The sequence below is a fragment of the Pedosphaera parvula Ellin514 genome, assembly GCF_000172555.1.
Lineage (GTDB): Bacteria > Verrucomicrobiota > Verrucomicrobiia > Limisphaerales > Pedosphaeraceae > Pedosphaera.
Genome location: NZ_ABOX02000006.1, coordinates 156088 through 177286 on the forward strand (window position 1 = coordinate 156088; position 21199 = coordinate 177286).

At 53.2% G+C, this 21199-nt stretch carries 16 protein-coding genes and 1 tRNA gene; 6 read left to right on the top strand and 11 right to left on the bottom strand.

The features are described 5' to 3' along the window. Positions 1-331: 331 nt before the first annotated feature. From CFLAV_RS31985 to CFLAV_RS06780, 3 genes are all read left to right on the top strand, one after another. Positions 332-3586, top strand: a complete 3255-nt coding sequence (locus CFLAV_RS31985) for a hybrid sensor histidine kinase/response regulator (protein WP_007413921.1) — start codon at positions 332-334, stop codon at positions 3584-3586. Between the two features lie 11 nt (positions 3587-3597). Continuing rightward, positions 3598-4818, top strand: a complete 1221-nt coding sequence (gene cheB / locus CFLAV_RS06770; RefSeq protein ID WP_007413922.1) for a chemotaxis-specific protein-glutamate methyltransferase CheB — start codon at positions 3598-3600, stop codon at positions 4816-4818. Positions 4819-5263: 445 nt separating this feature from the next. After that, positions 5264-5818 (top strand): DUF4388 domain-containing protein, encoded by a 555-nt coding sequence (locus CFLAV_RS06780; RefSeq protein ID WP_160164511.1) that lies wholly within the window; start codon positions 5264-5266, stop codon positions 5816-5818. A 384-nt stretch (positions 5819-6202) separates the two neighbouring features. Here CFLAV_RS06780 and CFLAV_RS36840 read toward each other — a convergent pair whose 3' ends face one another. Then, positions 6203-6502 carry a LuxR C-terminal-related transcriptional regulator gene (locus CFLAV_RS36840; RefSeq protein ID WP_007413925.1) on the bottom strand — a complete coding sequence of 100 codons (300 nt, stop codon included), beginning with the start codon at positions 6500-6502 and terminating at the stop codon, positions 6203-6205. A 591-nt stretch (positions 6503-7093) separates the two neighbouring features. Here CFLAV_RS36840 and CFLAV_RS06795 point away from each other — a divergent pair. Next, positions 7094-8041: a hypothetical protein gene (locus CFLAV_RS06795; protein ID WP_007413928.1), complete on the top strand. Its 948-nt coding sequence runs from the start codon at positions 7094-7096 to the stop codon at positions 8039-8041. Between the two features lie 402 nt (positions 8042-8443). Here CFLAV_RS06795 and CFLAV_RS06800 read toward each other — a convergent pair. Continuing rightward, positions 8444-8520 (bottom strand) — tRNA-Arg (locus CFLAV_RS06800). 215 nt (positions 8521-8735) lie between these two features. Here CFLAV_RS06800 and CFLAV_RS06805 point away from each other — a divergent pair. Next, positions 8736-9512 carry a tRNA threonylcarbamoyladenosine dehydratase gene (locus CFLAV_RS06805; protein WP_007413929.1) on the top strand — a complete coding sequence of 259 codons (777 nt, stop codon included), beginning with the start codon at positions 8736-8738 and terminating at the stop codon, positions 9510-9512. 14 nt (positions 9513-9526) lie between these two features. Here the strand turns inward: CFLAV_RS06805 and CFLAV_RS06810 are convergent, their stop codons facing one another. Both CFLAV_RS06810 and CFLAV_RS06815 read right to left on the bottom strand, forming a co-directional pair. Continuing rightward, the gene (locus CFLAV_RS06810; protein ID WP_007413930.1) at positions 9527-10339 is read right to left on the bottom strand and encodes a TatD family hydrolase; all 813 of its coding nucleotides are present in this window, start codon (positions 10337-10339) and stop codon (positions 9527-9529) included. Continuing rightward, positions 10336-10779 (bottom strand): SufE family protein, encoded by a 444-nt coding sequence (locus CFLAV_RS06815; protein ID WP_007413931.1) that lies wholly within the window; start codon positions 10777-10779, stop codon positions 10336-10338. Before CFLAV_RS06815 ends, CFLAV_RS06810 begins: the two co-directional genes overlap by 4 nt. 129 nt (positions 10780-10908) lie before the next feature. Here CFLAV_RS06815 and CFLAV_RS33935 point away from each other — a divergent pair, with 129 nt between their 5' ends. Continuing rightward, positions 10909-11478, top strand: a complete 570-nt coding sequence (locus CFLAV_RS33935; protein WP_083808782.1) for a cupin domain-containing protein — start codon at positions 10909-10911, stop codon at positions 11476-11478. A gap of 8 nt (positions 11479-11486) precedes the next feature. Here CFLAV_RS33935 and CFLAV_RS06825 read toward each other — a convergent pair whose 3' ends face one another. The 7 genes from CFLAV_RS06825 to CFLAV_RS06860 all read right to left on the bottom strand — a co-directional run bounded on the left by CFLAV_RS06825 (position 11487) and on the right by CFLAV_RS06860 (position 21193). Continuing rightward, positions 11487-12641, bottom strand: a complete 1155-nt coding sequence (locus CFLAV_RS06825) for a VWA domain-containing protein (RefSeq protein WP_007413933.1) — start codon at positions 12639-12641, stop codon at positions 11487-11489. A 12-nt stretch (positions 12642-12653) separates the two neighbouring features. Continuing rightward, on the bottom strand, positions 12654-14987 hold the full coding sequence (locus CFLAV_RS06830; RefSeq protein ID WP_007413934.1) for a DUF5682 family protein: 2334 nt from the start codon (positions 14985-14987) through the stop codon (positions 12654-12656). 18 nt (positions 14988-15005) lie between these two features. Next, positions 15006-16082 (bottom strand): ATP-binding protein, encoded by a 1077-nt coding sequence (locus tag CFLAV_RS06835; RefSeq protein WP_007413935.1) that lies wholly within the window; start codon positions 16080-16082, stop codon positions 15006-15008. Between the two features lie 214 nt (positions 16083-16296). Then, a complete protein-coding gene (locus tag CFLAV_RS34545) occupies positions 16297-17820 on the bottom strand; it encodes a DUF5691 domain-containing protein (protein WP_007413936.1) in 1524 nt (507 codons plus the stop codon). Then, complete coding sequence (locus CFLAV_RS06845; protein WP_007413937.1) at positions 17817-19160, bottom strand: SWIM zinc finger family protein; 1344 nt, start codon at positions 19158-19160, stop codon at positions 17817-17819. The genes CFLAV_RS34545 and CFLAV_RS06845 overlap by 4 nt, the downstream gene beginning before the upstream one ends. Before the next feature lie 638 nt (positions 19161-19798). Then, entirely contained in the window at positions 19799-20569 is a 771-nt protein-coding gene (locus CFLAV_RS06855) for a HEAT repeat domain-containing protein (protein ID WP_007413939.1), read from the bottom strand. A 9-nt stretch (positions 20570-20578) separates the two neighbouring features. Beyond that, positions 20579-21193: a PP2C family protein-serine/threonine phosphatase gene (locus CFLAV_RS06860; RefSeq protein WP_007413940.1), complete on the bottom strand. Its 615-nt coding sequence runs from the start codon at positions 21191-21193 to the stop codon at positions 20579-20581. Positions 21194-21199: the final 6 nt, after the last annotated feature.

Consider the following 21199-nt stretch of genomic DNA (forward strand, 5'->3'; position numbering starts at 1 on the left):
CGCCAGACCATGCATTCAACTCTAAATAATCCCCGGACGGATCTGGAAAGCATGGCTGGCGTTGAACGGCGGGTTGTTCGGGTTGGTTCAGTCCTGATTCAACGTGCAACCTGGCATGGTCGATGCAAATCTTTCGTAAACAGAAGCCGGTCCTGGTCATCGACGATGTCATCCTTTTTTCACCGGGCTGCACACTGCCGGGCAGGGGAATTCCAATGTTCGCCTCTGCTTGTAGCGGCACGTGTTACGCGTTGGCTCGGGGATTCCTTTAAACGTCCTCAGCCGGTCGCATTACAATTTACCAAAACCAGTTGTCCACTTTCCTCTTTTCATGAGCACTCCTTTGCATGACATGCCCGAGTTGCGGGCGAGCTTTGAGGCCGATACAGGCACGCTGATGGAGCTTGCCAGTGAGCAATTGGCTGCCCTCGACAGGGCTGAGCCTAATTACTCTATCACGCCGTCGTTACGCAATACCATTCACTCCCTCCGTGGCGCGGCGGCCATGGTTGGAGCCCAACCACTCTCGTCGATTCTCGAAGATTATGAGCGCCTGCTGGAAGTCGCGGACAGTTTCAAACTAACCGCCCGGGAAAAGGCTCAGCAGGCCTACTCTTTTTTGCGCAACAAGCTTCAGCATCTCCGCACCGCCATTCAAGAAACACTGGCTGGCCATACGGAGAAAGCCAGATCTTGTTACGAAATCATGCACGGGGAAGTTCTCGCCACGTGGGGTGAATATTTCTATCCTTCATCCAGAGAGGACAACGACAGTTCGCTTCGCGGGAAACACGAACGAAAGATTATCCAGAAAACTCCACGAAATACTCCCAAGGCAACTTCCTCTGACAAGCAACCGGCGGAATCTGAAGATGTCGCACGCCAGTTTCTTAGCAGCCTTGGCGTCGCTGGACCCGCACCTAAGTCTGCACCTAAAGTTGCACCTGAACCCGCACCCGCACCTAAGGTCGCTGCACCTGAACCCGCACCCGCACCTAAGGTCGCTGCATCTGCGCCTGCACCTGCAGTCGCACCGGTGAAGGCAGAACCCGTTGCCCCAGTGGAACAGGTGGATCCGGAAATGCTTTCGTATTTTGTTCTTGAGACTACTGAAAGCCTGACTGAAATGGAGGCGCTTTTATTTGAGTGGGAAAAGACTCCTTCAGATCCCAGGATACATCAATCAGTATTCCGCCTTGCTCACACCATCAAAGGCGCTGCCAACAGTGTGGGGCTTGTGCGCATCGGTCAGTTGTTCCACGATTTGGAGGATCTGCTCGACACCCGCGTGGCGGGACGAGCCTTCGCCCGCCTGGACGAACTAATTCAACTTATCTTTGACGTTTCGGACACGGTCAAAGGTCTGGTTCGGGAAGCTCAGACTGGCGTTGCTGATGCCGTGATAGCGACTCGTGTTGTCGAGCTCGGCAGGCGGTTTCATGAAATGGCAAACGCTCCAGCTGCATCTGCCAAAGTGGAGCCTGCCAATGTTGCTGTTGTCGCGACTCCTCAAACCACGCCCACCATCACTATCTCAACTGCAGATCGGAAGGATGCTTCGCTGGCTGTTGGAGGTGTTGAAACGCTGCGGAAGGACGCAGGTTCCCGTCCGGAATTGTCGGCGCCCGTCGTGACCGAAGCTGTCAAGGAATCAGCCGAGACCAAAATCGAAGCTGCAGACAAAACCGAGAACCAGGAGAGTCAGACGATCCGCGTTGACTCCGACCGATTGGACTTGTTGATGAATTTGATTGGCGAATTGGTCATCAGTCGCTCCCGTCTTGAAAGAAAGCTCGCAGATATTTCCCAGTTGAAAGAGGAAATGTTCCTTGGCAAGACCCGCTTGTTCCACGCCATTACCGACTTTCAAACCGGGTACGAGTACTCACAGCCTGGGGTCGAGCGCAGGTCCCTGGCGGCAGGTGCCGACAATTCCAGCGCTGCTGGTTTTAATGAAAATTCTGGAAGTAATAAGGGCCGTGTGTCGAGTGGTCCCGCAGGTTTTTCGGAGTTGGAGTTCGACCAATACAATGATTTCAACATTCTCGCCAGAACCTTGATGGAAATCGGCACAGATACCGGTGAAATCTTTAGCCAGCTAAACGGCTTCTTCGATGCATTCGGCGAGGAAACAGAGCAGTTCAGCAAGATTACTTCGCGGTTACAGGACGAAATCACACGTGTGAGGATGATGCCCTTGACCGTGCTTTTCCAACGGTTGAAGCGTTCAGCCCGCGATGCCGCACGAAAGGAAAGAAAGGAAATTGATTTCGTAAGCATTGATAACGATGCCCGCCTGGATAAACTCATTCTCGACCAACTCTACACGCCTTTGCTTCACATTGTGCGCAATGCAGTCTCTCATGGTTTGGAATCGAAAGAACGCCGTGAGAAGGCCGGTAAAAATGTTGAGGGACGGATTAGTCTGCAAGCTTCGTGCGTGGCCAACCAGGTGGTTATCGAAGTCAGTGATGATGGCCGGGGACTGGACCTGGCTGCCATCCGTACAGTTGCCATCCAGCGCGGACTGCTCCGCGCTGATTCTGAGGTGAATGATGAAATGCTCACTCAGTTTATTTTTGAATCGCGCTTTTCGACTGCGTCAAGTGTAACTGACGTTTCGGGCCGCGGAGTCGGATTGGATGTAGTGCGGCAGGAAATCTCCCGGCTGGGTGGGACAATTCATGTGCGTTCCGTGATCGGTGAGGGCTGCACCTTCGTTATTCATCTGCCACTCACCCTTGCCATCAATCAGGCGATGTTCATCACCGCTGGCACCGAAACTTGTGCCTTGCCTCTAAACTTTGTTGAGCGCGTTCTGGACGTGGGGACACGGAGCGTAAGCATGTCCGGAACCCAGGAATTGGTGGAGACCCAGGATGGCTTGGTGCCATTGGTTCGATTACACCGGTTGTTAAAGGTCTCGAGGAATAGCCACACCGATGGAGCGCTTGTGCTCGCACGGGTTGCTGATCGGCGGGTCGCCATAGCTGTGGATCGGGTATTGCGCAGGCAGGATATAGTTGTGAAACCGCTTGGCCCTCTCTTGCAGGGGCACCCTCTGTTTTCAGGGGCGACCCTTGCTGGTGATGGACGGGTTGTAATGATTGTAGATTTGCCGAGATTGCTGCAAGCCCAACAAACATTTGCATCGCAGACCACCACTTCCATTGAAGAGAAACAGCCGGTGTTCGAGGCCAAGCCCTCAACCCGCCCGACAATTCTCGTCGTCGATGATTCACTGAGTGTTCGTAAGGTGATTGAGAAACATCTGAAAGCACTTCACTTCAACGTGGAGTTGGCCATCGACGGTCTCGATGCGCTCGAGAAGCTTCGTAACGTGCCCGTGTCACTGGTCCTTACGGATCTCGAAATGCCAAGAATGCATGGCTTCGAACTGATCGCGGAAATACGACGCCATGAGAGCTTCCACGCCGTACCGGTAATAGTTGTCACCTCCCGCGATGCCGAGAAGCATCGGTTGCACGCCGCTTCACTGGGTGCAAACGATTATATCATCAAGCCATTTTCCCGGGAGCAATTAGCTGAGCGCATTGATCACTATCTTTCTATTGAGCATAGCTAGACACTAGATCTATGGAATCGCCAGATTTGAGCCCCTCGTCCTCATCAGCCGCACCGAACCCGGGCATGTCTGCGAATGGCCACCTGCCAACAGCAGACTCTCGCATCCGCGTGCTGGTGGTTGACGATTCCTATTTTATGCAACGCCGGCTGGCTGAAATTCTGCACGGCGCACCGGATCTGAGAGTTGTTGGTTATGCGGATAACGGCGCTGAAGCCATTCGATTGGCCGAGAAGTTGTCTCCCGATGTGATTACCATGGACATAAACATGTCCCAAATGGATGGCCTGCAAGCGATTGATTATATCATGCGCTCCAATCCGCGCCCGATTGTCATCATCAGTGCCTATACCCAAAAAGGCAGCCGGGCTGCATTTTACGGCCTTGATATTGGGGTAATCGATATCATCGAAAAACCCTCTTCCTGCGGCTCTACTTCAGACTTGCTGCACTGTACGAGTGAAATCATCAACAAGGTGCGCATGGCTGCGGGTGTTCGCCTGGCATCCAGGTTGCACCGCCTGTCGGAAGAAGGAACAGTCCCCCCCCTGGATGCGTGCGCGTCTGAGCGGCAGAATCAGATGGAGTGCGCATTGCTTCAGAACCTGCCGGATGGTTTCCCTCAAGTGATCGCAATGGGTGCATCCACCGGAGGACCCACGGTCCTTCAGAAATTGTTGGGGGCAGTGCCGCAGGAAGCTTTTCCGCCAGTTGTCATCGTACAGCATTTGCCCGAGAAGTTTAATCGCGAACTGGCCGAGCACCTCAATGCAGTAAGTTCGCTTGAGGTCGTCGAGGCAAGGGAAGGGCAACATCTAACAAATGGTACCGTATATATCGCTCCGGGCAGCTCCTATCTCCAGATCAACGCCCATGGTTGCCTGACAATGAATGAGGGGCCGCGCGTGAATTATCGTAAACCCTCGATTGATGTCTTATTTAATTCATTGGCCCGCCACCACGGATCTCAGGTGATGGCTTTCGTCCTGAGCGGCATGGGAGAGGACGGCGCTGTCGGCGCCTTGGCCATTAAGCGCGCTGGAGGAGCCGTCATCGCCCAGGATGAGGCGAGCAGTATTGTTTTCAGCATGCCGGAAGCCGCGATCAAGGCCGGTGGGGTGGACCAGGTCCTTTCAGTTGAACGCATGGAACGATTGCTTTTACAACTTGGCCGGAAAGCTGCTTCCTCTGCCTCGAGGCCTCCTGCCTATAACCGTTTGTTGCAAAATTGATGCATGCCATGACCAACAATCCTTCTCTTTCTTCCCTGGTCCCCGGTCATGGCGCGGAGAAACCGGCAACGGCTTCCCGTCGGAGTCCGGCTCATCATGTTTTTGCTGCAGAACAGCAAGCAGTTGCTTGCCCTGCCCACAACAGCGACGGTCCCTTAAGGTTTTCAACTCTGCTCAGCCAACCAGGCGAGCGTTCAAGGAAGGTCGGGCGTCTTGTAACAAAAACTGGCAACCTCACAGTCATTTCATTGCACGCTTTGTGGGGGCTGCCACCTCAACCATCACAATCACATTTATCGTCCGCACTGAGAGATGGCAGCGGCCCTGCGTTGAGAGCTGTGACCTCTTGGGAGGAATTATTGCTCGCTATTTTGGATGCAGGGAGCTTTCCTCAAGTCGGAAATCAAATCGACCACCTGTGTGATTCCATATCACCACAATGCCGATGAAAAAGAAGAAATTTGTTCACCAGCCAGACAGCGAGCAGTTGCTTGAGTTGCGACGCCGCGAGGAAGAGATCGCTGCCAAGCCATCGGCCGAGTGTTATCTCAAGCTTGCAGACGACTACCAAAATCTTGGCCTCAACAAGGAATCAGATCGTCTTCTACAGTTGGCCGAATCACTCGAGGGCGGTGACCGGGCTCACGGCCATGACCATTCCAAAGGGCTGATGTCTGGTGCCGCCAACCCGGTCATGATCGCCGAGGTAATCCAGATTCTGAGTCGAACGACGCTCACCGGTGATCTTTCAATCGATGCGAAGACAGAGACCTTTCACCTCTACTTCGATAAAGGCCAGATAATCAATGCCTCGAGTGAACACTATCCTCCAGCTCTGAAATCATTCTGCATGGCGTTACGCGTGACCTCCGGCACATATCGTTTCGCGGAAAGGCCGGTGGACAAGATCGAACGCTTGATTGAGGGCAATACGGAAGTTCTTCTACTCAATGCCATGTATGACAAAGATCAGGAGCTTAGCCAAAAATCCGGCACCTGAGTTCTCCTGCCAATCCGCGCCGCGCCGTCTTTAGTTTCAACGGGGCGGTCAGCATTTCACTGTCAGGATGGAGTATTTGCAGGAAATGATGTCAGATCGAGCACTTCGTCCGTTGCCAGGAAGAGATCCAGTTCCAGGTGCTTTCCTGATTCGCCGCGGCAGTTCCTGCCGATGTTCGACCACCTAACTTGACCACCCAACGATTGCTGGTTTGGTCCCACACTTATTCGGAAGCATCAGCCATGATTCTCGTTCTGGTTGTTGAGGGAAATTCAGTGCAATTGCCCGCGATATTTGCTGTCGAGCAGATTGAATCCGGAAATCAATGATCGCTGATTTTGACGTGGCTTTTCCGGTTGCGCCCTTGAGATTCAGTGAGACAATCTAATGTTGGAAAAACCAGCCTGAGTCCAACCAATTGGACCACTGTGCCCATTGATCTATAACCATCGGTTGCAGGCGTTGATCGACCTTCCTCCACTTGGTTTGGAGTCGATATCTTTGTCCGCCGGCCTTGTTGTTCTGCAGGTGCTTGACAACGGCCTCGGTGCGAGAACTGACATGGAGCTTACGGCAGGTGGCGCATACGTATTCACGAGCTGTCTGAATACTGATTCCCATGCGATCTGCGATCTCCTTGTAGCACCAAACTAACCCTGCAAGATTGCTGTTGGCAGCCTCCATTACAATATTTCATGAAGGAATTGTTCAGGTAAAATGAATGGAAAAACTGTTTGCAAAGTTCAAGCTTGACCATTCCTTCGGCGAGGATGGTTTCATTCTGGTAAAGACTATAAACGGTTTGTCTTACCTTGGCTTTTAGCGGTGGGTGAACACAGGGATGAGTGTTCTACATTGTCTAAATGCTGTTTCGCACTGTCCAGCTTTAAGGCGTCAATGGCCGATCGTGGCCCGGCCAGGTTCAGCCCGTAAATCCACTCTTCGCCATTAGGGCAAGTAATCGTTTCCCTGCCAGCCACATTTCCGCTTATGCCCTAACAGGGCACTATTCTTGGCACAGGTTTTGCGGGTCTGAGGTTGGGCGACCTGCCTCCAAATTGTCAGGCTAAGTGGATTGATAATCCTGGAAGCCAGTCGATCGATTTGCAGGTTATAGAAGGTCCCCAAGGTCTTGGCATGGCTCAAGCGCATAAACAGTGAGAATCAAACAATATAATCGTTCAACAGCCTCAATTGAAAGGGCCGGTCAGTGTTTCGGGGACAGGGTCTCGAAACATCCCTGCAGCTCCTGCCTATTGAGATACCAATAGTTTTATGAAAAAAGCTCCCATTCTTATATTTCTGTCTCTGCTAACCTGTTGCACAGAGGTTTGGGCGGATGATCCTGATGACCAGTACGTCGCGATTTATAAACTATTCGAACAGGCCGACTCGCTGAAGGAAAACGGGCAGCCTGCACTGGCATTGGCCAAATATCGGGAATCGCAATACGCTTTGAAGAATCTTCAATTTCGATACCCTGACTGGAATGTAAAAGTGTTTGTTTACCGCCAGCACTATCTGGCAAATAAGGTATCCGAACTTGCCGCCAAGGTTCCTCAGTCTGAACAAAACAGCAATTCAACGACAACTTTGGATGTCTCTGAATCGTCCAGAAATGGTTTGATGTCACCCGCGATTACCGGTGCTGGTGATGATTCCCCGGCTCTACCTGTTGATTCCGGAGAACAAATCAAAGCCTTGGAGAATCGTATGTACGAAAAAGAACTGGAGAGCAGGGCCTTGCAATTGAAGCTCAAGGAGACTCTGACAACCAAACGGGCTGTGGCAAGCCCGGAAGAGGTGACCAAGTCAACGGAAAGAATTAACGAGCTCAAAAAGGAAAACGAGCTGCTCAAGGCCACTTTAGACCAGGCAAAGAAGAAAGTCATTGTTACTGCTTCGGACGGTTTGAACCAGAGTCGCCAGTCCCAAGCCGAAACGAGTCAAAAACTGAGCGAGTTAGCCCGGACCAATGCAGGATTGACCCTCGAACAGGAAGTGTTGCAGGGGAAAATCAAGACTTTTGAACAGCAGATTGCCGATTTAAAGCGCAAGGCCGCTGCGGCAACGCAGAGTGAGGACCAATCCAGGCAGTTGAAAGAAGCTCGGACCAGAATCGCCAGCCTCCAATCTCAACAAGAGGCTATGCAGCAGGAAAAAATAGACCTTCAAGAGAAGATGAGGAGACAGGAACGGACATTAGTAGTGCCTGCATACTAAGACTGTTTCCAGCATTCATCCGGGCGTCGTCCATTTGAAAATGGCCGGCTCAAAATTGCCTCGCTTCCAGCAAGCGTAGCTACTTCCCATTATTACGTAAGCAGCCTCCGAACTCCCACTTTGAAGTTGCAAAGAAAGGGTGTTCTTTCTGTATGGCTGGGCCATGAATGGTCATCAAGTGATCAAGTCCCGGTTATGCAACTCGATCTTCTCCTGAGACGGGTTTGAGTGCTAATACACACGAAGCCATCACCAGGTTACCAATTTCAGAACGAGATTCTTCAGGGCGAGAGACCACAAATATATACTGCCAACTCACATTCCGAGATTCATGATGTGACAGCAGCAGGACTGGGGAAGATATCGAAAATCTCTAAACCAGTATAAGAGTCTGACTATCAATGGTGCACCCGGTAGGATTTGAACCTACAACCTTCTGATCCGAAGTCAGAAGCTCTATCCAATTGAGCTACGGGTGCAAAATTTACAGGTCGGAAAAGCCAGGCAAGCCAAATCCTCGACCACGATTCGATTGAGCCACACTCGACCGAATATTTCAATATGCATCTGCAATGAAGATGATTTCATGACCGGCTTCGGGTTTCGCAAAGAACGGAAATGGGAAAACTGAATCGAATGGGCTCGCCTTAAGCACTTGGCAAAGATCTTAAGTCCCATTAAGTAATCCCCCTGAATGAGCCAGTATGAAGAACGTTTCGGCGGCATAGGCCGTCTTTATTCTGCTGCGGGGTTGGAGCGTATCCGTTCCGCTCACGTCTGTGTGATTGGCATCGGTGGTGTGGGTTCATGGGCTGTCGAGGCCCTGGCCCGTTCTGGCACGGGTGAGTTGACGCTCATTGATCTCGATGAGGTCTGTGTCAGCAACGTGAACCGCCAGCTGCACGCTCTGGATGGCGAGATTGGAAAATCGAAAGTCGAGGTGATGGCCCGGCGAACTCAAGCCATCAATCCCGAGTGCAAAGTTCATGCCGTGAACGCTTTCTTTACGGAATCCAACGCGCAGGAAATCCTCGCTACCCGCTTTGACTATGTGCTTGATGCCATCGATAGCTCTTCTAAAAAATGCCTGATGATCGCGCTGTGCCGTGACAAAGGCATTCCCATTATCACGACCGGGGCTGCGGGCGGTCGTCGTAATCCCGCCGCCATTCAACTGGTTGACCTGACCCAATCCACAAATGACCGTCTCCTGCGGGAAACCCGAAGCAAACTGCGCACCCGCCATGGTTTTCCACGCGGCGAAAAAAAGTTCAACGTCGCCTGTGTCTGCTCAACGGAACTCCCGGTTTATCCCTCTCAGGATGGTTCGGTATGCCCTCAACCCGAACCAGGCACTGACCACCGGCTCAATTGCAGCAGTGGCTTTGGCAGCGCAACTTTCGTGACTGGCGCTTTTGCCTTTCTTGCGACTGCGCATATCGTTCACGAGATTGCGCAACGTGAAAAATAACTGTTGTCAAAGAACTAATCCAGCAGCCTGCCAAACAGTTTCCTAAAGTTCTCTTCAGTTCTCTGCCTCAGCACATCCGCCTGCTCATCCACCAGCTCTGCTACAAAACGATAGATGGCCCCAATGTTAGCCGGGTTGTTCACTGCTTTTCCTGAACTTTCACCAGTGATCGGAAAGTCGGTATATTTTTCCGGCGGCAACATGTCCGGTGCATCGGTCTCGATCAGCAATCGGTCACGCGGCACCTGCCGGAACACCTCCTGTTGCCTGCCTTTTCGTTCCTGGGCAAAATGTCCAGAGATTGAAAAGTAGGCGCCCAGTTTTGCGAGCGGCTGAATCATCTCCTGCGGTCCGCCATAGGAATGGAGCAAAAAACCACACTGCGGTCGAGGTTGTTCCTGTAGCAGTTCCAGCAGCCTTCCCCAGGCGCGCAAACAGTGAATGCTCACCGGCAGGTTTCTTTCAGCAGCCAGCCGTAATTGCCATACAAACACTTCCTCCTGCTGCGGCAGATCGTAATCTTCGATCCATCGATCCAGTCCGATCTCTCCAATCCCTGCCGGAACCTGATTTAGACAAGTCGTCAATTTTTCCTGCCAATGAACAGAACGTTGAGAGACGTACCATGGATGCAAACCAAATGTGGGAATGACCATGCGGTTGTTGCGAGCCAATTCCAACACTGCCGGCCAATCCTGCTCCTGGGTGCCATTGACAACCATCTTTGCGACGTTCAATTCGTTCAATTGCCTCTGTATCGTGCCCAAATGAGGAGAAAGCTCGGTGGCCTGCAAATGGTTATGAGCGTCGTAAAGTGCCGCACTCATTCAAGTTTCCTTTTGGGTTCTGAAACTGAGGTCAATTGAGTCTGGGCATAATCGCGGATTTTTTCCCAGACTCGTGCCAAGCCATTCCGCCGATTGGGGGTTAAATGTTGTGTGATTCCTACTTCAGCCAAAAACGAGGGATCATGGCTCACAATTTCCAAAGGCGTCAGATCACTATAAAAATTGCAAAGCACCGTGGAAATACCCTTCATGATGGCGGATTCGGAATCCGTGTGAAAATAACATTTTCCCTCTTTAAACTCCGACACCAGCCACAGTTTTGCCAGACAACCTTCCACGCGATAAGCATCGATCTTGAACGTTTCCTTCAGCGGCTCCTGTCTGCGGCCTTGTTCCACCACGTAGGCAAATCGTTGCTGCGCATCTTTGAAGTGCGCGAGCTCGGTTAGCAATGCCTGCTTCTTGTCTTTGGCTGTCATGGTTGTTAAAACGTCATTTGCCGAGGCAGACTAGCATCAGGCTCATTACAACACCAGATTGGGGTAATTAGGTATCCAGAGTGATAAATCTACCGGTTGATTCTTCACGTTCCTCTGGCATTTTGTATTATGAGTGCGAAGACATCCACAGTGTCGGTGCCTCGGGACCTCGAAAGGTGCATCAACCCACCGCGTGTACTTTCTTTTAATTTGAAGGATGACGGCAGCATACCCAACAACCCGAAACTACCTCTGTTAATTTATCATCAAGCTATTGATCTAGCTGAGCGCCGAGATCCCGCCTCCATTTTTGAGCGTTTGTTTGCCGCTCACGACTGGGAAGGTTCCTGGCGAAATGGAATTTATACGTTTCACCACTATCACAGCACCACCCACGAAGTCCTTGGTATCTACAATGGCTCGGCCACCGTCCGCTTCGGTGGTGAAAATGGTATCACGCAAAAATTGCGCTACGGCGATGTCGTTATCATTCCAGCTGGTGTGGCTCATAAAAATCTCGGTTCGAGTGCCAACCTTGGAGTTGTCGGCGCTTATCCTGGCGGCCAACCATGGGATATGAATTATGGCCGGAAAGGCGAGCGTCCGCAGGCTGACCATAATATCGCGCACGCTCCATTCCCTGAAGCTGATCCCATCTACAGTCATGAGGGCCCAATCTTCCAATATTGGAACAGTTAACCTCCAGTCTACTTCGTCACGGCTACGTTTCGTGTCGCCGCCCATTGTCCAATATCCTGTTTGGAAATCGCCGCCGCCATAAGCTCCGGAAACAAATCGGGGGTGCAGGCAAATGAAGGAATCTCCATGCCGGCAAATGCTGCGGCGTGTTGATGATCAAACATCGGAGCCCCGTCATCATTTAACGCCAGCAAGGTCACCACCTGCGTCCCCGCAGCTACAATGGATCCCATGCGTTTCAACATTTCCTTGCTGTTGCCACCTTCATAAAGATCGCTGATCAATACAAGAATTGTGTCCTGCGGTTGGCGGATCAATCCCTGGCAATAGCTCAATGCCTTGTTGATATCCGTACCACCTCCCAGTTGCGTGCCAAACAACACATCCACCGGATCACTCAGCTTATCGCTTAAATCCACGACTGCCGTATCGAACACCACCATCCGCGTTTGCACTGCTGGCAGCGATGCGAGTACCGCGCTGAAAATTCCCGCGTAAACCACCGAAGTTGCCATCGACCCACTCTGATCCACGCACAAAATAATGTCGCGAAGCGATGAGCGCTTGCGTCCGTAACCAATCCGTGTTTCTGGGACAATCGTGCGATACTCCGGTTGATAATGTTTCAAGTTGGCCCGAATGGTGCGGTTCCAATCAATTTCATTGTGCCGCGGCCTGCGATTGCGTGTCGCGCGATTCAAGCTCCCCATCACCGCCTGTCGCATCGGATTCGCCAGTTTCCGTTCCAACTCTTCAACTACCTTCCGAACAACCATCCGTGCCGTTTCCCTAGTCTTGCTCGGCATGATGTTTTTCAAGGCCAACAGATTCGCCACCAGGTGCACATCCGGTTGGACTGCCTGCAACAATTCCGGCTCCAGCAACATCTGCTGCAGATTCAATCGTTCCAATGCATCCTTCTGCATCACCTGCACCACTGTTGAAGGGAAGTAAGTCCGAATATCTCCCAGCCAGCGCGAAACGTTGGGATTCGAACTGCCAAGTCCGCCCTTCCGCTCGGACTCATAAAGCGCACCCAATGCCTTGTCCATTCCAGCGTCGGTTCCGGACAGCCCAAAGCCTGTCCCGTCTGCCTCATCTCCACCCAAAACCAACCGCCACCGTCTCAATCTTTCCTCTTTATTCTGTGTAGCTGTGGACATGGTAAATTCCCTTTAGTTTTCAATTCCCAACAACTTTGCAACCAACGGCAGAACCTTCGCTGCGCGTTCCTCGTCGAAATCCATCTTTTGCACCTGGCTTGCAAGCTTTGACGTTCCGCTCCGCACTCGTTCGCCCATCTGCCTTCTTTCGGGTGCGGAGAAGGTCGAAAAAGTTCTCCGCAGCAGAGGCAGTAATGCTGTAAAGGTTTCATCCTTCAACTCGCAAACCCACTCATCCAACACCTGCCACAACGATTCATCGTGCAGGAGCAACAATCCGCTTCCTTTGAGAAAACCTTCCACCCAGGCCGCCGCCTGAACAGGCTCATTCGCGGTGGATAATGCCAATCCCATCCGCCGCGCCGATTCCTCCCGGCTGAAAACTCCCGCATCCATCAGCAGGCGACAACACCGCCCCGCTAACAATCCGTGAATTCCTTGCTGCTGCGAGAGTTGTTTTAAAACTGTCTGCCACGCCTTGAGATACTCTTCCTTTTGCAACAGTGAGAGCGCACTTTGAACCGCCAGCAAACGTTCGAACATATCTGCTGCCGCCTCATCATCCAGCGAAGCACATGCTACCGGCAACCCAATGCAAATTCTCGCCACCAATCCCGAAACAATCTGATCGATCAACGTCGAGTCTGTCTGACGCACGTTGCCATATCTTAAAATCTGCGCCAATGGCGGCAGCGCGGCCATCAACTGCGGCACATCACTCGCCACCGCTGCTTCGTTTTGCAGCCGGACCATGATATGCCGAATCGCATCAGGCAAATCAGCCAGCAACGTTTGGTCCAACAACGCCGTCAATTCCGGCAACGCCGGCGCCTCCTCTGCCAATTTATACGCCCGACCCGACGCCGCACTCGCCACCGTGTTTCCCCAAATGGCTGCCTCAATAATCGCGACCGCAAATTCCGGCTGCCATCGCACGCGCCACACTTCGTGAAAAGTCCCTTTCTTCCCGCTCGCCCGCTCTGCCTGGCCCCATGGAATGTTCAATAAATTCAGTCGATGCAACAATTGGCTCCGTCCAAGATCCGTATCTTTGCGTAAGTCCAGGTCCAGCATTTTCTCCAAAGCCTCCGGCGGCAAACGCAGTCGTTTCTGCTCGCGTTGCAAATCCTGTTGCAATGGCACCACCGGCGTTTCATCCGGCACTTTGCCCAGACGCTCGCTCACCACGAGCTTGTCATGGATCAACCGCAACGGCAGATGTTCGCCGTGACACAAAACCGTTTGCGTTGCTTCATTTAATTCGGGCAGGCCGGGCAGGGGACGACTCCTCACTGCCGCCAACGACTCCGCCAGCCGCACGGTTTCAATCACGCTAGCTGACGACGCATCCAAATCTTCTCCGCGCAGCAGATGCGCCACCCGCGTCAGCCACTTGATGATAATATCCTGCGTCTCCGCGTTCCTGCCTTTCTTGCCATCCCGGCAATCCCACAGGTGCTGATACCATCCCGGCGATTCAATCCCCGCGCCATAACCGCTCGCAAACGCCAGCCGCCCGTAAGTCCACGGCACCCACGTCGCCTGGACCTTCACTTTCAGCAATCCTTTCAGCAACTCCGCGTCCTCCTTCGCCGCTGGCATTTTCGTCAATGCCGGCGCATGCCAAGCTCCACACACAACCGCTATTCGCTGAAATCCTTCCTTCTCCGCCACGCGAATGGTCTGCCGCATGTGCGCTTCACGTCGTTGCTCGCGAAGCGGATTGAGTATCGCCAATGAAGATTCCAACGACGCCTCGCGTAATGCCGTCATTGCCTCCAGAATCGCTTCAAACAGTTCCGTGCTATTATGCCGATGCTCCACCATGTGTTCCCACCAACGCTCGCTGTCGCTATAACCCGCCGCTTCCGCCAGGTGGGCGAGGGGATCACGTTGCAACAAGGCTTTCAAAGCAGGTAACAATGCTGGCTCTATCGGCTGTTCCTGAGTAATTTCGCATTCCTCACACTCTGCTTCCGCATCGGCTTCATCACCTTTGACTGCGATCTCCTTTGCCTCCAAAGCTTCCTCCGCCAATTGATGTGTCAGCGGCAAATCCATGAAGCGCACCGGAACATTTTTGCCGAAGCCATATCGCAGGGCCTGCCATTCGGGCGAGAACACCGCAAACGGATAATAAACTGCCTGCTTGGGATTCTCCGGCACATAGACGAGCAACGCCACCGGCGGTTCCATCTGTTCATGCATCAGCAGCGGTAGCGCTGCTTCCGCATCGGGTGGACCTTCCACCAAAATCATGTCAGGCTTCAACGCTTCCAGCGCCTCGCGCAAACTCCGCGCTGAGCCGGGACCATGATGTCTTATACCAAAGATATGAACCGACATGGTGATATCCTTCCTGGCTCAATCGTGATTTTTGCAAGCCCGGTACAAATCCTTCCAACCGTCCCGCTCCTTCACCACGGTTTCCAAATATTCCTGCCACACAACCCGGTCTTGAATCGGATCCTTCACCACCGCTCCGATCAAACCACTCGCCACATCGGCCGCCCGCATCGTTCCATCGCCAAAATGCGCCGCGAGTGAAAGCCCATTGTTCACCACTGAAATGGCTTCCGCTGTGCTGAGAGTTCCCGTGGGCGATTTCACCTTGGTTTTTCCATCCGCTGTCGCTCCGCTGCGTAACTCGCGAAATACCGTTACGATCCGCCGTATCTCCTCCAAGGCTGGTGGTTCGGCCGGCAATTCCAGCGCGCGCCCCAAACTCTCCACCCGCTGTTGCACGATGCTCACTTCTTCCTCGATCGAATCCGGCAGCGGCAGCACCACGGTGTTAAAGCGCCGCTTCAACGCGCTCGAAAGTTCATTCACCCCGCGATCCCGATTGTTTGCGGTGGCAATCACATTGAATCCTTTCACCGCCTGCACTTCTTCTCCCAGTTCAGGAATTGGCAGTGTCTTTTCCGACAAAATCGTGATCAACGAATCCTGCACGTCAGCGGGAATGCGTGTCAGTTCCTCGACCCGCGCAATCTTTCCCTCCTGCATCGCGCGCATCAATGGACTCGCCACCAGCGCCTTCCGCGATGGCCCCTCCGCCAGCAACCGCGCATAATTCCAACCATAGCGCACCGATTCCTCACTCGTTCCCGCCGTGCCCTGCACCAGCAACGTCGAGTCCCCCGCAATCGCCGCCGCCAGATGTTCGGCGACCCAGGTCTTCGCCGTGCCCGGCACTCCCAGCAAGAGCAGCGCCCGATCCGTCGCCAGCGTCGCAATCGCAATTTCAATCACCCGCCGGTTGCCGATATATTTTGGCGACACCACAAACCCGTCGTCCAGTTTTCCACCCAGCAGGTAAGTCGCCACTGCCCATGGCGATAATTGCCAGCGCGGCGGACGCGTCTTCGTATCCACCTTCGCCAGTTTTGATAATTCCTCCGCATACTGTTGTTCCGCATGTTCCCTTAATGCATTCATAATGTTTTATTTCAAATTAAGTCGAAGTTTTTCCCGTTTTAAATTGCGGCAAATGATTGGCGGACACGAGAGATGGCCTACGCGGAACACGAAACACGCAACATACAGTTTCGAACATTCCATGACGCTCGTTCCCATTTGAAATTGGAAATTTGTCATTCGAAATTAAAGTTGTGCCGTTAACTGCCGTTAGCTCCGGTTAACTCGTGTTAACTCACGTTTCTTTCAACGCCACCACCATGTCATGCCGGAATTGTACCATCGCAATAAACTGATCCACCACTTCCGACCACAAATTCCAATGCTTCCCATCCACCGGCCAGCCCTCCGCCAGGTTGCCCGCGAGTCCCGGGTCCATCCACTTGCCCACCGCCACCAGATGACTGCGCGCCATCCAATCACCCGATTTTGCAAGTTCCTTCGCCTGCAGCGCCACGGCCTTCGAAAACTCCTTGCTCCACGGCCCACCGGCCTTGGCCAGCATCGATTCGAACACCAGGTCCACACTCCAGCCGCTCTCAAAAGCTTTCAGTATGCACTTCTCCCGTTGCTCCGCTGGCAGCACCGAAAGCAACTCGCCCGTTTGCGGCAGCATCGTTTTCTTCTCGCCAGTTTCCATCAGCAACGCCTCCGCCCAAACCGCATCGCGCGATTTCACCGCCGCATTCGCCCATGCCTCCATCAACAACCCCCGCCATTCCTTTTCGGCGGCTGCCATGGCAATCAACTCCTCGACCGTCATTTGATATTGCGCACTCCAAAAGCCAATCGGCACATTCTCAATAATCTGCTTCAGCCAAAATGCCTTCTCGCCCAGTCCGGAAAGTTTCCGCGTTTCAATCCCATCCCGCGCCATCGCCTTGTCGCAGTCAGAAGGCAATGTCACCTCAATCTTCGCTTTGCCGGCTTTGCCTTTCTTCCCTTTATCCGCCGCCTCGATTTTCACCAGCGGTTGCAACCGCTCCATCATCCTTTGCGCGAACCGCGACTCCGGCAACCGCGCCAGCAAGCCAGCGGCCGCCTGACGCACTTCCTTCCGCTTATCATCCAACGCACTCTCCAAAAAATTCTCATCAGCTACGCTCAACCCAAACTGCATCGCACCCACAAACGCCGCCCGATCCTCCGGTGACTCCTGAGCCCACGTCGATTGCAACAACTCCCGGCTTCGTGCCGCCTCACGCTTTCGTAGTCGTTGCAAGAAAGTCAATCGCGCCGCCCGGCTTCCCGTTTCCCAAATCGCCTCATCCTCCACCGCGCCCGCCACCCAGCTCCAATCGGCATTCTGTCCCGCCAGCCATACTCCCCGCTGGCCAATCACTTTCAAAATCGCTTCCCGCCACTCAGCATTTTTAGTCCCGACATCCAGCAACGCCGGCAAATCCTCCGCCTGCACGCGCTTCCCGCATTCTGCACTCGCCGCCAGCCATTCCGGCAACACCTCACCGAAACGTCCGCCCAGCATCTCCTTCAAAAACGCCGCTGCCCGCGCACTGCAACCTGGCAAAGTCTCTTCCGCCGCCGGTTCCACTGCTGTGATCTTCTCAATCCCTGGCACCCGTCCGACTCTTTGATGCAGAAATAACAATCCCGCCGTTCCCAGCAGTTGCGCTTCTGCCGGTTGCTTTTCGAGCCTCGAAAGTATCGCCTGCAACGGTTGTTCCGCTTTCGGTAAATTCCCTTGCCGCTCCGTTCCGAGCAAAGCCACCTGCGCCAGTTGTTGCACCGTCTGGTTCATGCTTCCTCCCTCTGCTTTCGACTCCACAAATGGGCAAATCGTCCTTCCGCCGAAACGCTCACGGGTTGCAGGAAATCTCCATCCCACTCGCCAAAAACCGTTACCGCTCGGCCACCGCTCATCGCCAGTAATTCCCAACCCTTCGCAAAACTCGGTGTCAATGGCACGCACCGTCCTTCTCCATCGCGCAACTGCCACCGCTCATCCCTTCTCACCGGCACCACCGCACTCAGGCGCATCGGAAATTGCTCAATCCATGGATGCATCGCCAACGCCTCCGCATACGCCGCCATCAAATCCGCAATGCTGGCCTGTCCCGGTATTCCATCCAAATTCTTCGACACCCCACCGCGCTCCTTAATGATCGCCCGCATCGGGTAGGCCGACGGAAAATAAACCACTTCACCCTCGAAAGCCGTGCCCGGCACGAGACTCGTGTCCAATGGCTGCGTCAAATGCGCGAAATGCAGATGCATCGCGTTCCGTCCGCTCTGCTTCCCATGCAGCCACGTCCGTTGCACCCGGATTTTGTCCTCCTCTTCCAACGTCCTTCCCAGCACCAGCCACTCATCCTTCACACCCGAATTGCCGAGCAATTCATCCTGGTTCTGCGTCCACCCGATCAATGTCCGAATGTCGTTTTGCAATTCCACCGACAATGTCTCAATGCGTTGAAATCCTTCACGCAACAAATGCAATCTACCCAGTTGCTCCAGCAATCGCTCCGGCCACCCTTCACCCGACGCCGGAATTCCCGACAACTCCCGCACGCGACGCGCAATCCCCGGCGCCTGCGCATCAATCATCCGCGCCGCTGTCGATTCCCAAAAACTGTTCGGCCGACCCTGCGCTCCCGCCAATCCCTGCCGCACCAGGTCGCTCATCCAAATCTCCAACTCCTTCAATCCCGCCGAAACCTTCGCCTCCCGTTCCGCCACCCGCTTCTTCTGCGCCTCAGGATCGCTGATCTTCTCCCCGGCCTGCGCCTTGGCCACCTTCTTCTCCGCCCGTTGCGTCCGGCCCGCGAGCCATTCGTTCACCCAGTCCGGTGGTGTTCCTTCCGCCACCGCACCCGGTTGACCTGCCAATATCAGGAATAATCCCAGCGAATGCTTGCACGGAAACTTCCGGCTCGGGCAGGTGCATTTGAAGGCTGGCTCATTTAAATCAATGCTCGCCTGGTAAGGATTCTTCCCGCTCCCCTGGCACAAACCCCACGCCGACTGCCCGTCCCGCCCCATCGACACCCATTTCCGCGGCGATGCCAATTCCTTCCCCGACTTCGCCGAACTCGCATCCGGTGCCAGTGATAAAACTTTCTCAGTAGTCCAAGTATCCATAAACCTTACGGTGAGAGTGACGCCCTATAATCGTGCATTCACTTTTAAAATCAAATCCAAACACCGCCCACGATCACGCAATTCAAATCCCATTTCCATTCGTGTTGTTTCGTGGCCAACTGTTTCTCCGACTCCTCGTTCAATCCACGGTTCCCTATTCTCATACCCACAACCTAACCAGGGGGGTGGGACATACGTTGTCCACCCCTTAAAATAATTTCAAAAATCTTTCTTTGATGGCCAGCTACTTACGAGAATGTTTAGAAAACTGACTATCCTTTACTGTTGAAAATGGCTCGACCACAATCGGGCCGGCATCATTATGGGTGTTAATTCCAAATAAATCCCGCTTCCGCCCCGTTTTCCCACGCTGAAAGCGTGGGTGTATGGAAGCCCAGGGTCCAGCCCCGCCTTTGGGGGCGCAACCCTGGGTAAAATGCAAAATGAAAAATCCCCGCTTCGGCCCACGATTTTAATTGTCTCAACGCACGCGCCCGAAGCGGAACCCGCCCACCCAATCCAGCGCCATTCAGTTTAAGAAAAATTCGTGCCATCCTTTTAGCGTTAATTAGTAGTATCAAGCCGATGGATGAAAACAATCTTGCCGTCTCTCATGCATTTTGGTCAAACCACATTGCTTAATGTCTCCGAAATCCTTTTTCCTCTAGAATCGAATTGATCTCCGGATGATCAAATTCTTCGGCTGCTTCCTGAGCATATCCGGGTAATTCTCCCTCTGGATTTTGCAACTCCTCAATGATTAGTCGTACCACACGCTCATCCTTTCTCCGCGCCAAGCCGACCATCGCTTCGCCTTTTGCGTCTGGATACTTGTCGTTCAAACGATCAAACAATGCTTCTCTGATTTCGGGCGAATCAACATCGATCATTGAGCCCAATCCAAATGTTGCCCAGTCTCGAATGTCCTCGTCGGAATCCTTTGAAAGTTCAATTAAACCTTGGATGGCTGTTGGATCCGTTTGACACTGCAACCCATGTGTCACCGCATATCGAATGTCAGCATTTGCATGATTCTTTAAATTCAATAACAAATTGATGGCGCGCGCCTCCTTCAGATGCCCTAAAGCGAAGCAAATCGCTTTGATTACCTCGACCGACTTTTCCCTTTCAAGCGTTGACATCAACATGTCCCCTGACTCCTTGCGAAATGGCAGTGCCGGTGCGCCCAATTGCCCGAGCACATTGGCCGCCAAGATTCGCTCTTTTTCCTTCTCGCTACGAATCAGGCTTCTCACTACTTCAAAAACCTCGTGACCCCCGCGGCGTCTTAACTCTCTAATTGCGTCCCAGGCCAGATTTTCATCCTCGGAATCTCGCGCAATGGCAATGAACTCCTGTACCACTTTGCCCTTTAGTTCATCTGGATTTTCCATCCCTGCATTTTGCATGGTTGCAATCTATCCGTTTGCCAATATCACCGCCACATCATCCTGCAAATTCCCCGAAGGTAACCTTACCAACTCCACCAGTGCTCTGGCCGCACCTCTCGCATCAGATGCCCTGACCACCTCACAAATCCTCTCCGCCCCGGTATATTTGAACAACCCATCCGTTCCCAGCAACAACGTGCCTTCTCTAAATTCTTTTCTGAACGACACCACATTCACACGGCCACTCCCAAGGAATGGCTTTCTAATCTGATTCTCCGTCAACCGCTCATAACTCCCCGCACCAATCAACCAAGCCTCCGAATCCCCCACACTCGCTCCGACAATCACATCTCCAGCCACGACCACAATCACCGCCGTCGTTTCACCTGCCACTGGATCAGCTGCAATCTCTCGATCGATTTCCTCCAAGAGTTGCGAGCAGGCGAGGGGATCCATCGTAATCAATCTGGCAACATTTCCTCGCACCATATCGATGACCTTTTGCGCCGCCTCTGCACCACCACTCCTGCCACCCGCACCATCCGCCACCACCAAAATCGTCGTGCCGAATTGCTCAATGATCTCCCCCCGATCCTGCAACTCCACATTCCCCGCCTCAATCAACTTCGCTGTCTGAATCATTCTACT

Bases quoted from the DNA above. Each gene is read 5' to 3' on its own strand.
- CFLAV_RS31985 (WP_007413921.1), top strand. From the start codon at position 332: ATGAGCACTCCTTTGCATGACATGCCCGAGTTGCGGGCGAGCTTTGAG.
- cheB (WP_007413922.1), top strand. From the start codon at position 3,598: ATGGAATCGCCAGATTTGAGCCCCTCGTCCTCATCAGCCGCACCGAAC.
- CFLAV_RS06780 (WP_160164511.1), top strand. From the start codon at position 5,264: ATGAAAAAGAAGAAATTTGTTCACCAGCCAGACAGCGAGCAGTTGCTT.
- CFLAV_RS36840 (WP_007413925.1), bottom strand. From the start codon at position 6,502: ATGGAGGCTGCCAACAGCAATCTTGCAGGGTTAGTTTGGTGCTACAAG.
- CFLAV_RS06795 (WP_007413928.1), top strand. From the start codon at position 7,094: ATGAAAAAAGCTCCCATTCTTATATTTCTGTCTCTGCTAACCTGTTGC.
- CFLAV_RS06805 (WP_007413929.1), top strand. From the start codon at position 8,736: ATGAGCCAGTATGAAGAACGTTTCGGCGGCATAGGCCGTCTTTATTCT.
- CFLAV_RS06810 (WP_007413930.1), bottom strand. From the start codon at position 10,339: ATGAGTGCGGCACTTTACGACGCTCATAACCATTTGCAGGCCACCGAG.
- CFLAV_RS06815 (WP_007413931.1), bottom strand. From the start codon at position 10,779: ATGACAGCCAAAGACAAGAAGCAGGCATTGCTAACCGAGCTCGCGCAC.
- CFLAV_RS33935 (WP_083808782.1), top strand. From the start codon at position 10,909: ATGAGTGCGAAGACATCCACAGTGTCGGTGCCTCGGGACCTCGAAAGG.
- CFLAV_RS06825 (WP_007413933.1), bottom strand. From the start codon at position 12,641: ATGTCCACAGCTACACAGAATAAAGAGGAAAGATTGAGACGGTGGCGG.
- CFLAV_RS06830 (WP_007413934.1), bottom strand. From the start codon at position 14,987: ATGTCGGTTCATATCTTTGGTATAAGACATCATGGTCCCGGCTCAGCG.
- CFLAV_RS06835 (WP_007413935.1), bottom strand. From the start codon at position 16,082: ATGAATGCATTAAGGGAACATGCGGAACAACAGTATGCGGAGGAATTA.
- CFLAV_RS34545 (WP_007413936.1), bottom strand. From the start codon at position 17,820: ATGAACCAGACGGTGCAACAACTGGCGCAGGTGGCTTTGCTCGGAACG.
- CFLAV_RS06845 (WP_007413937.1), bottom strand. From the start codon at position 19,160: ATGGATACTTGGACTACTGAGAAAGTTTTATCACTGGCACCGGATGCG.
- CFLAV_RS06855 (WP_007413939.1), bottom strand. From the start codon at position 20,569: ATGCAAAATGCAGGGATGGAAAATCCAGATGAACTAAAGGGCAAAGTG.
- CFLAV_RS06860 (WP_007413940.1), bottom strand. From the start codon at position 21,193: ATGATTCAGACAGCGAAGTTGATTGAGGCGGGGAATGTGGAGTTGCAG.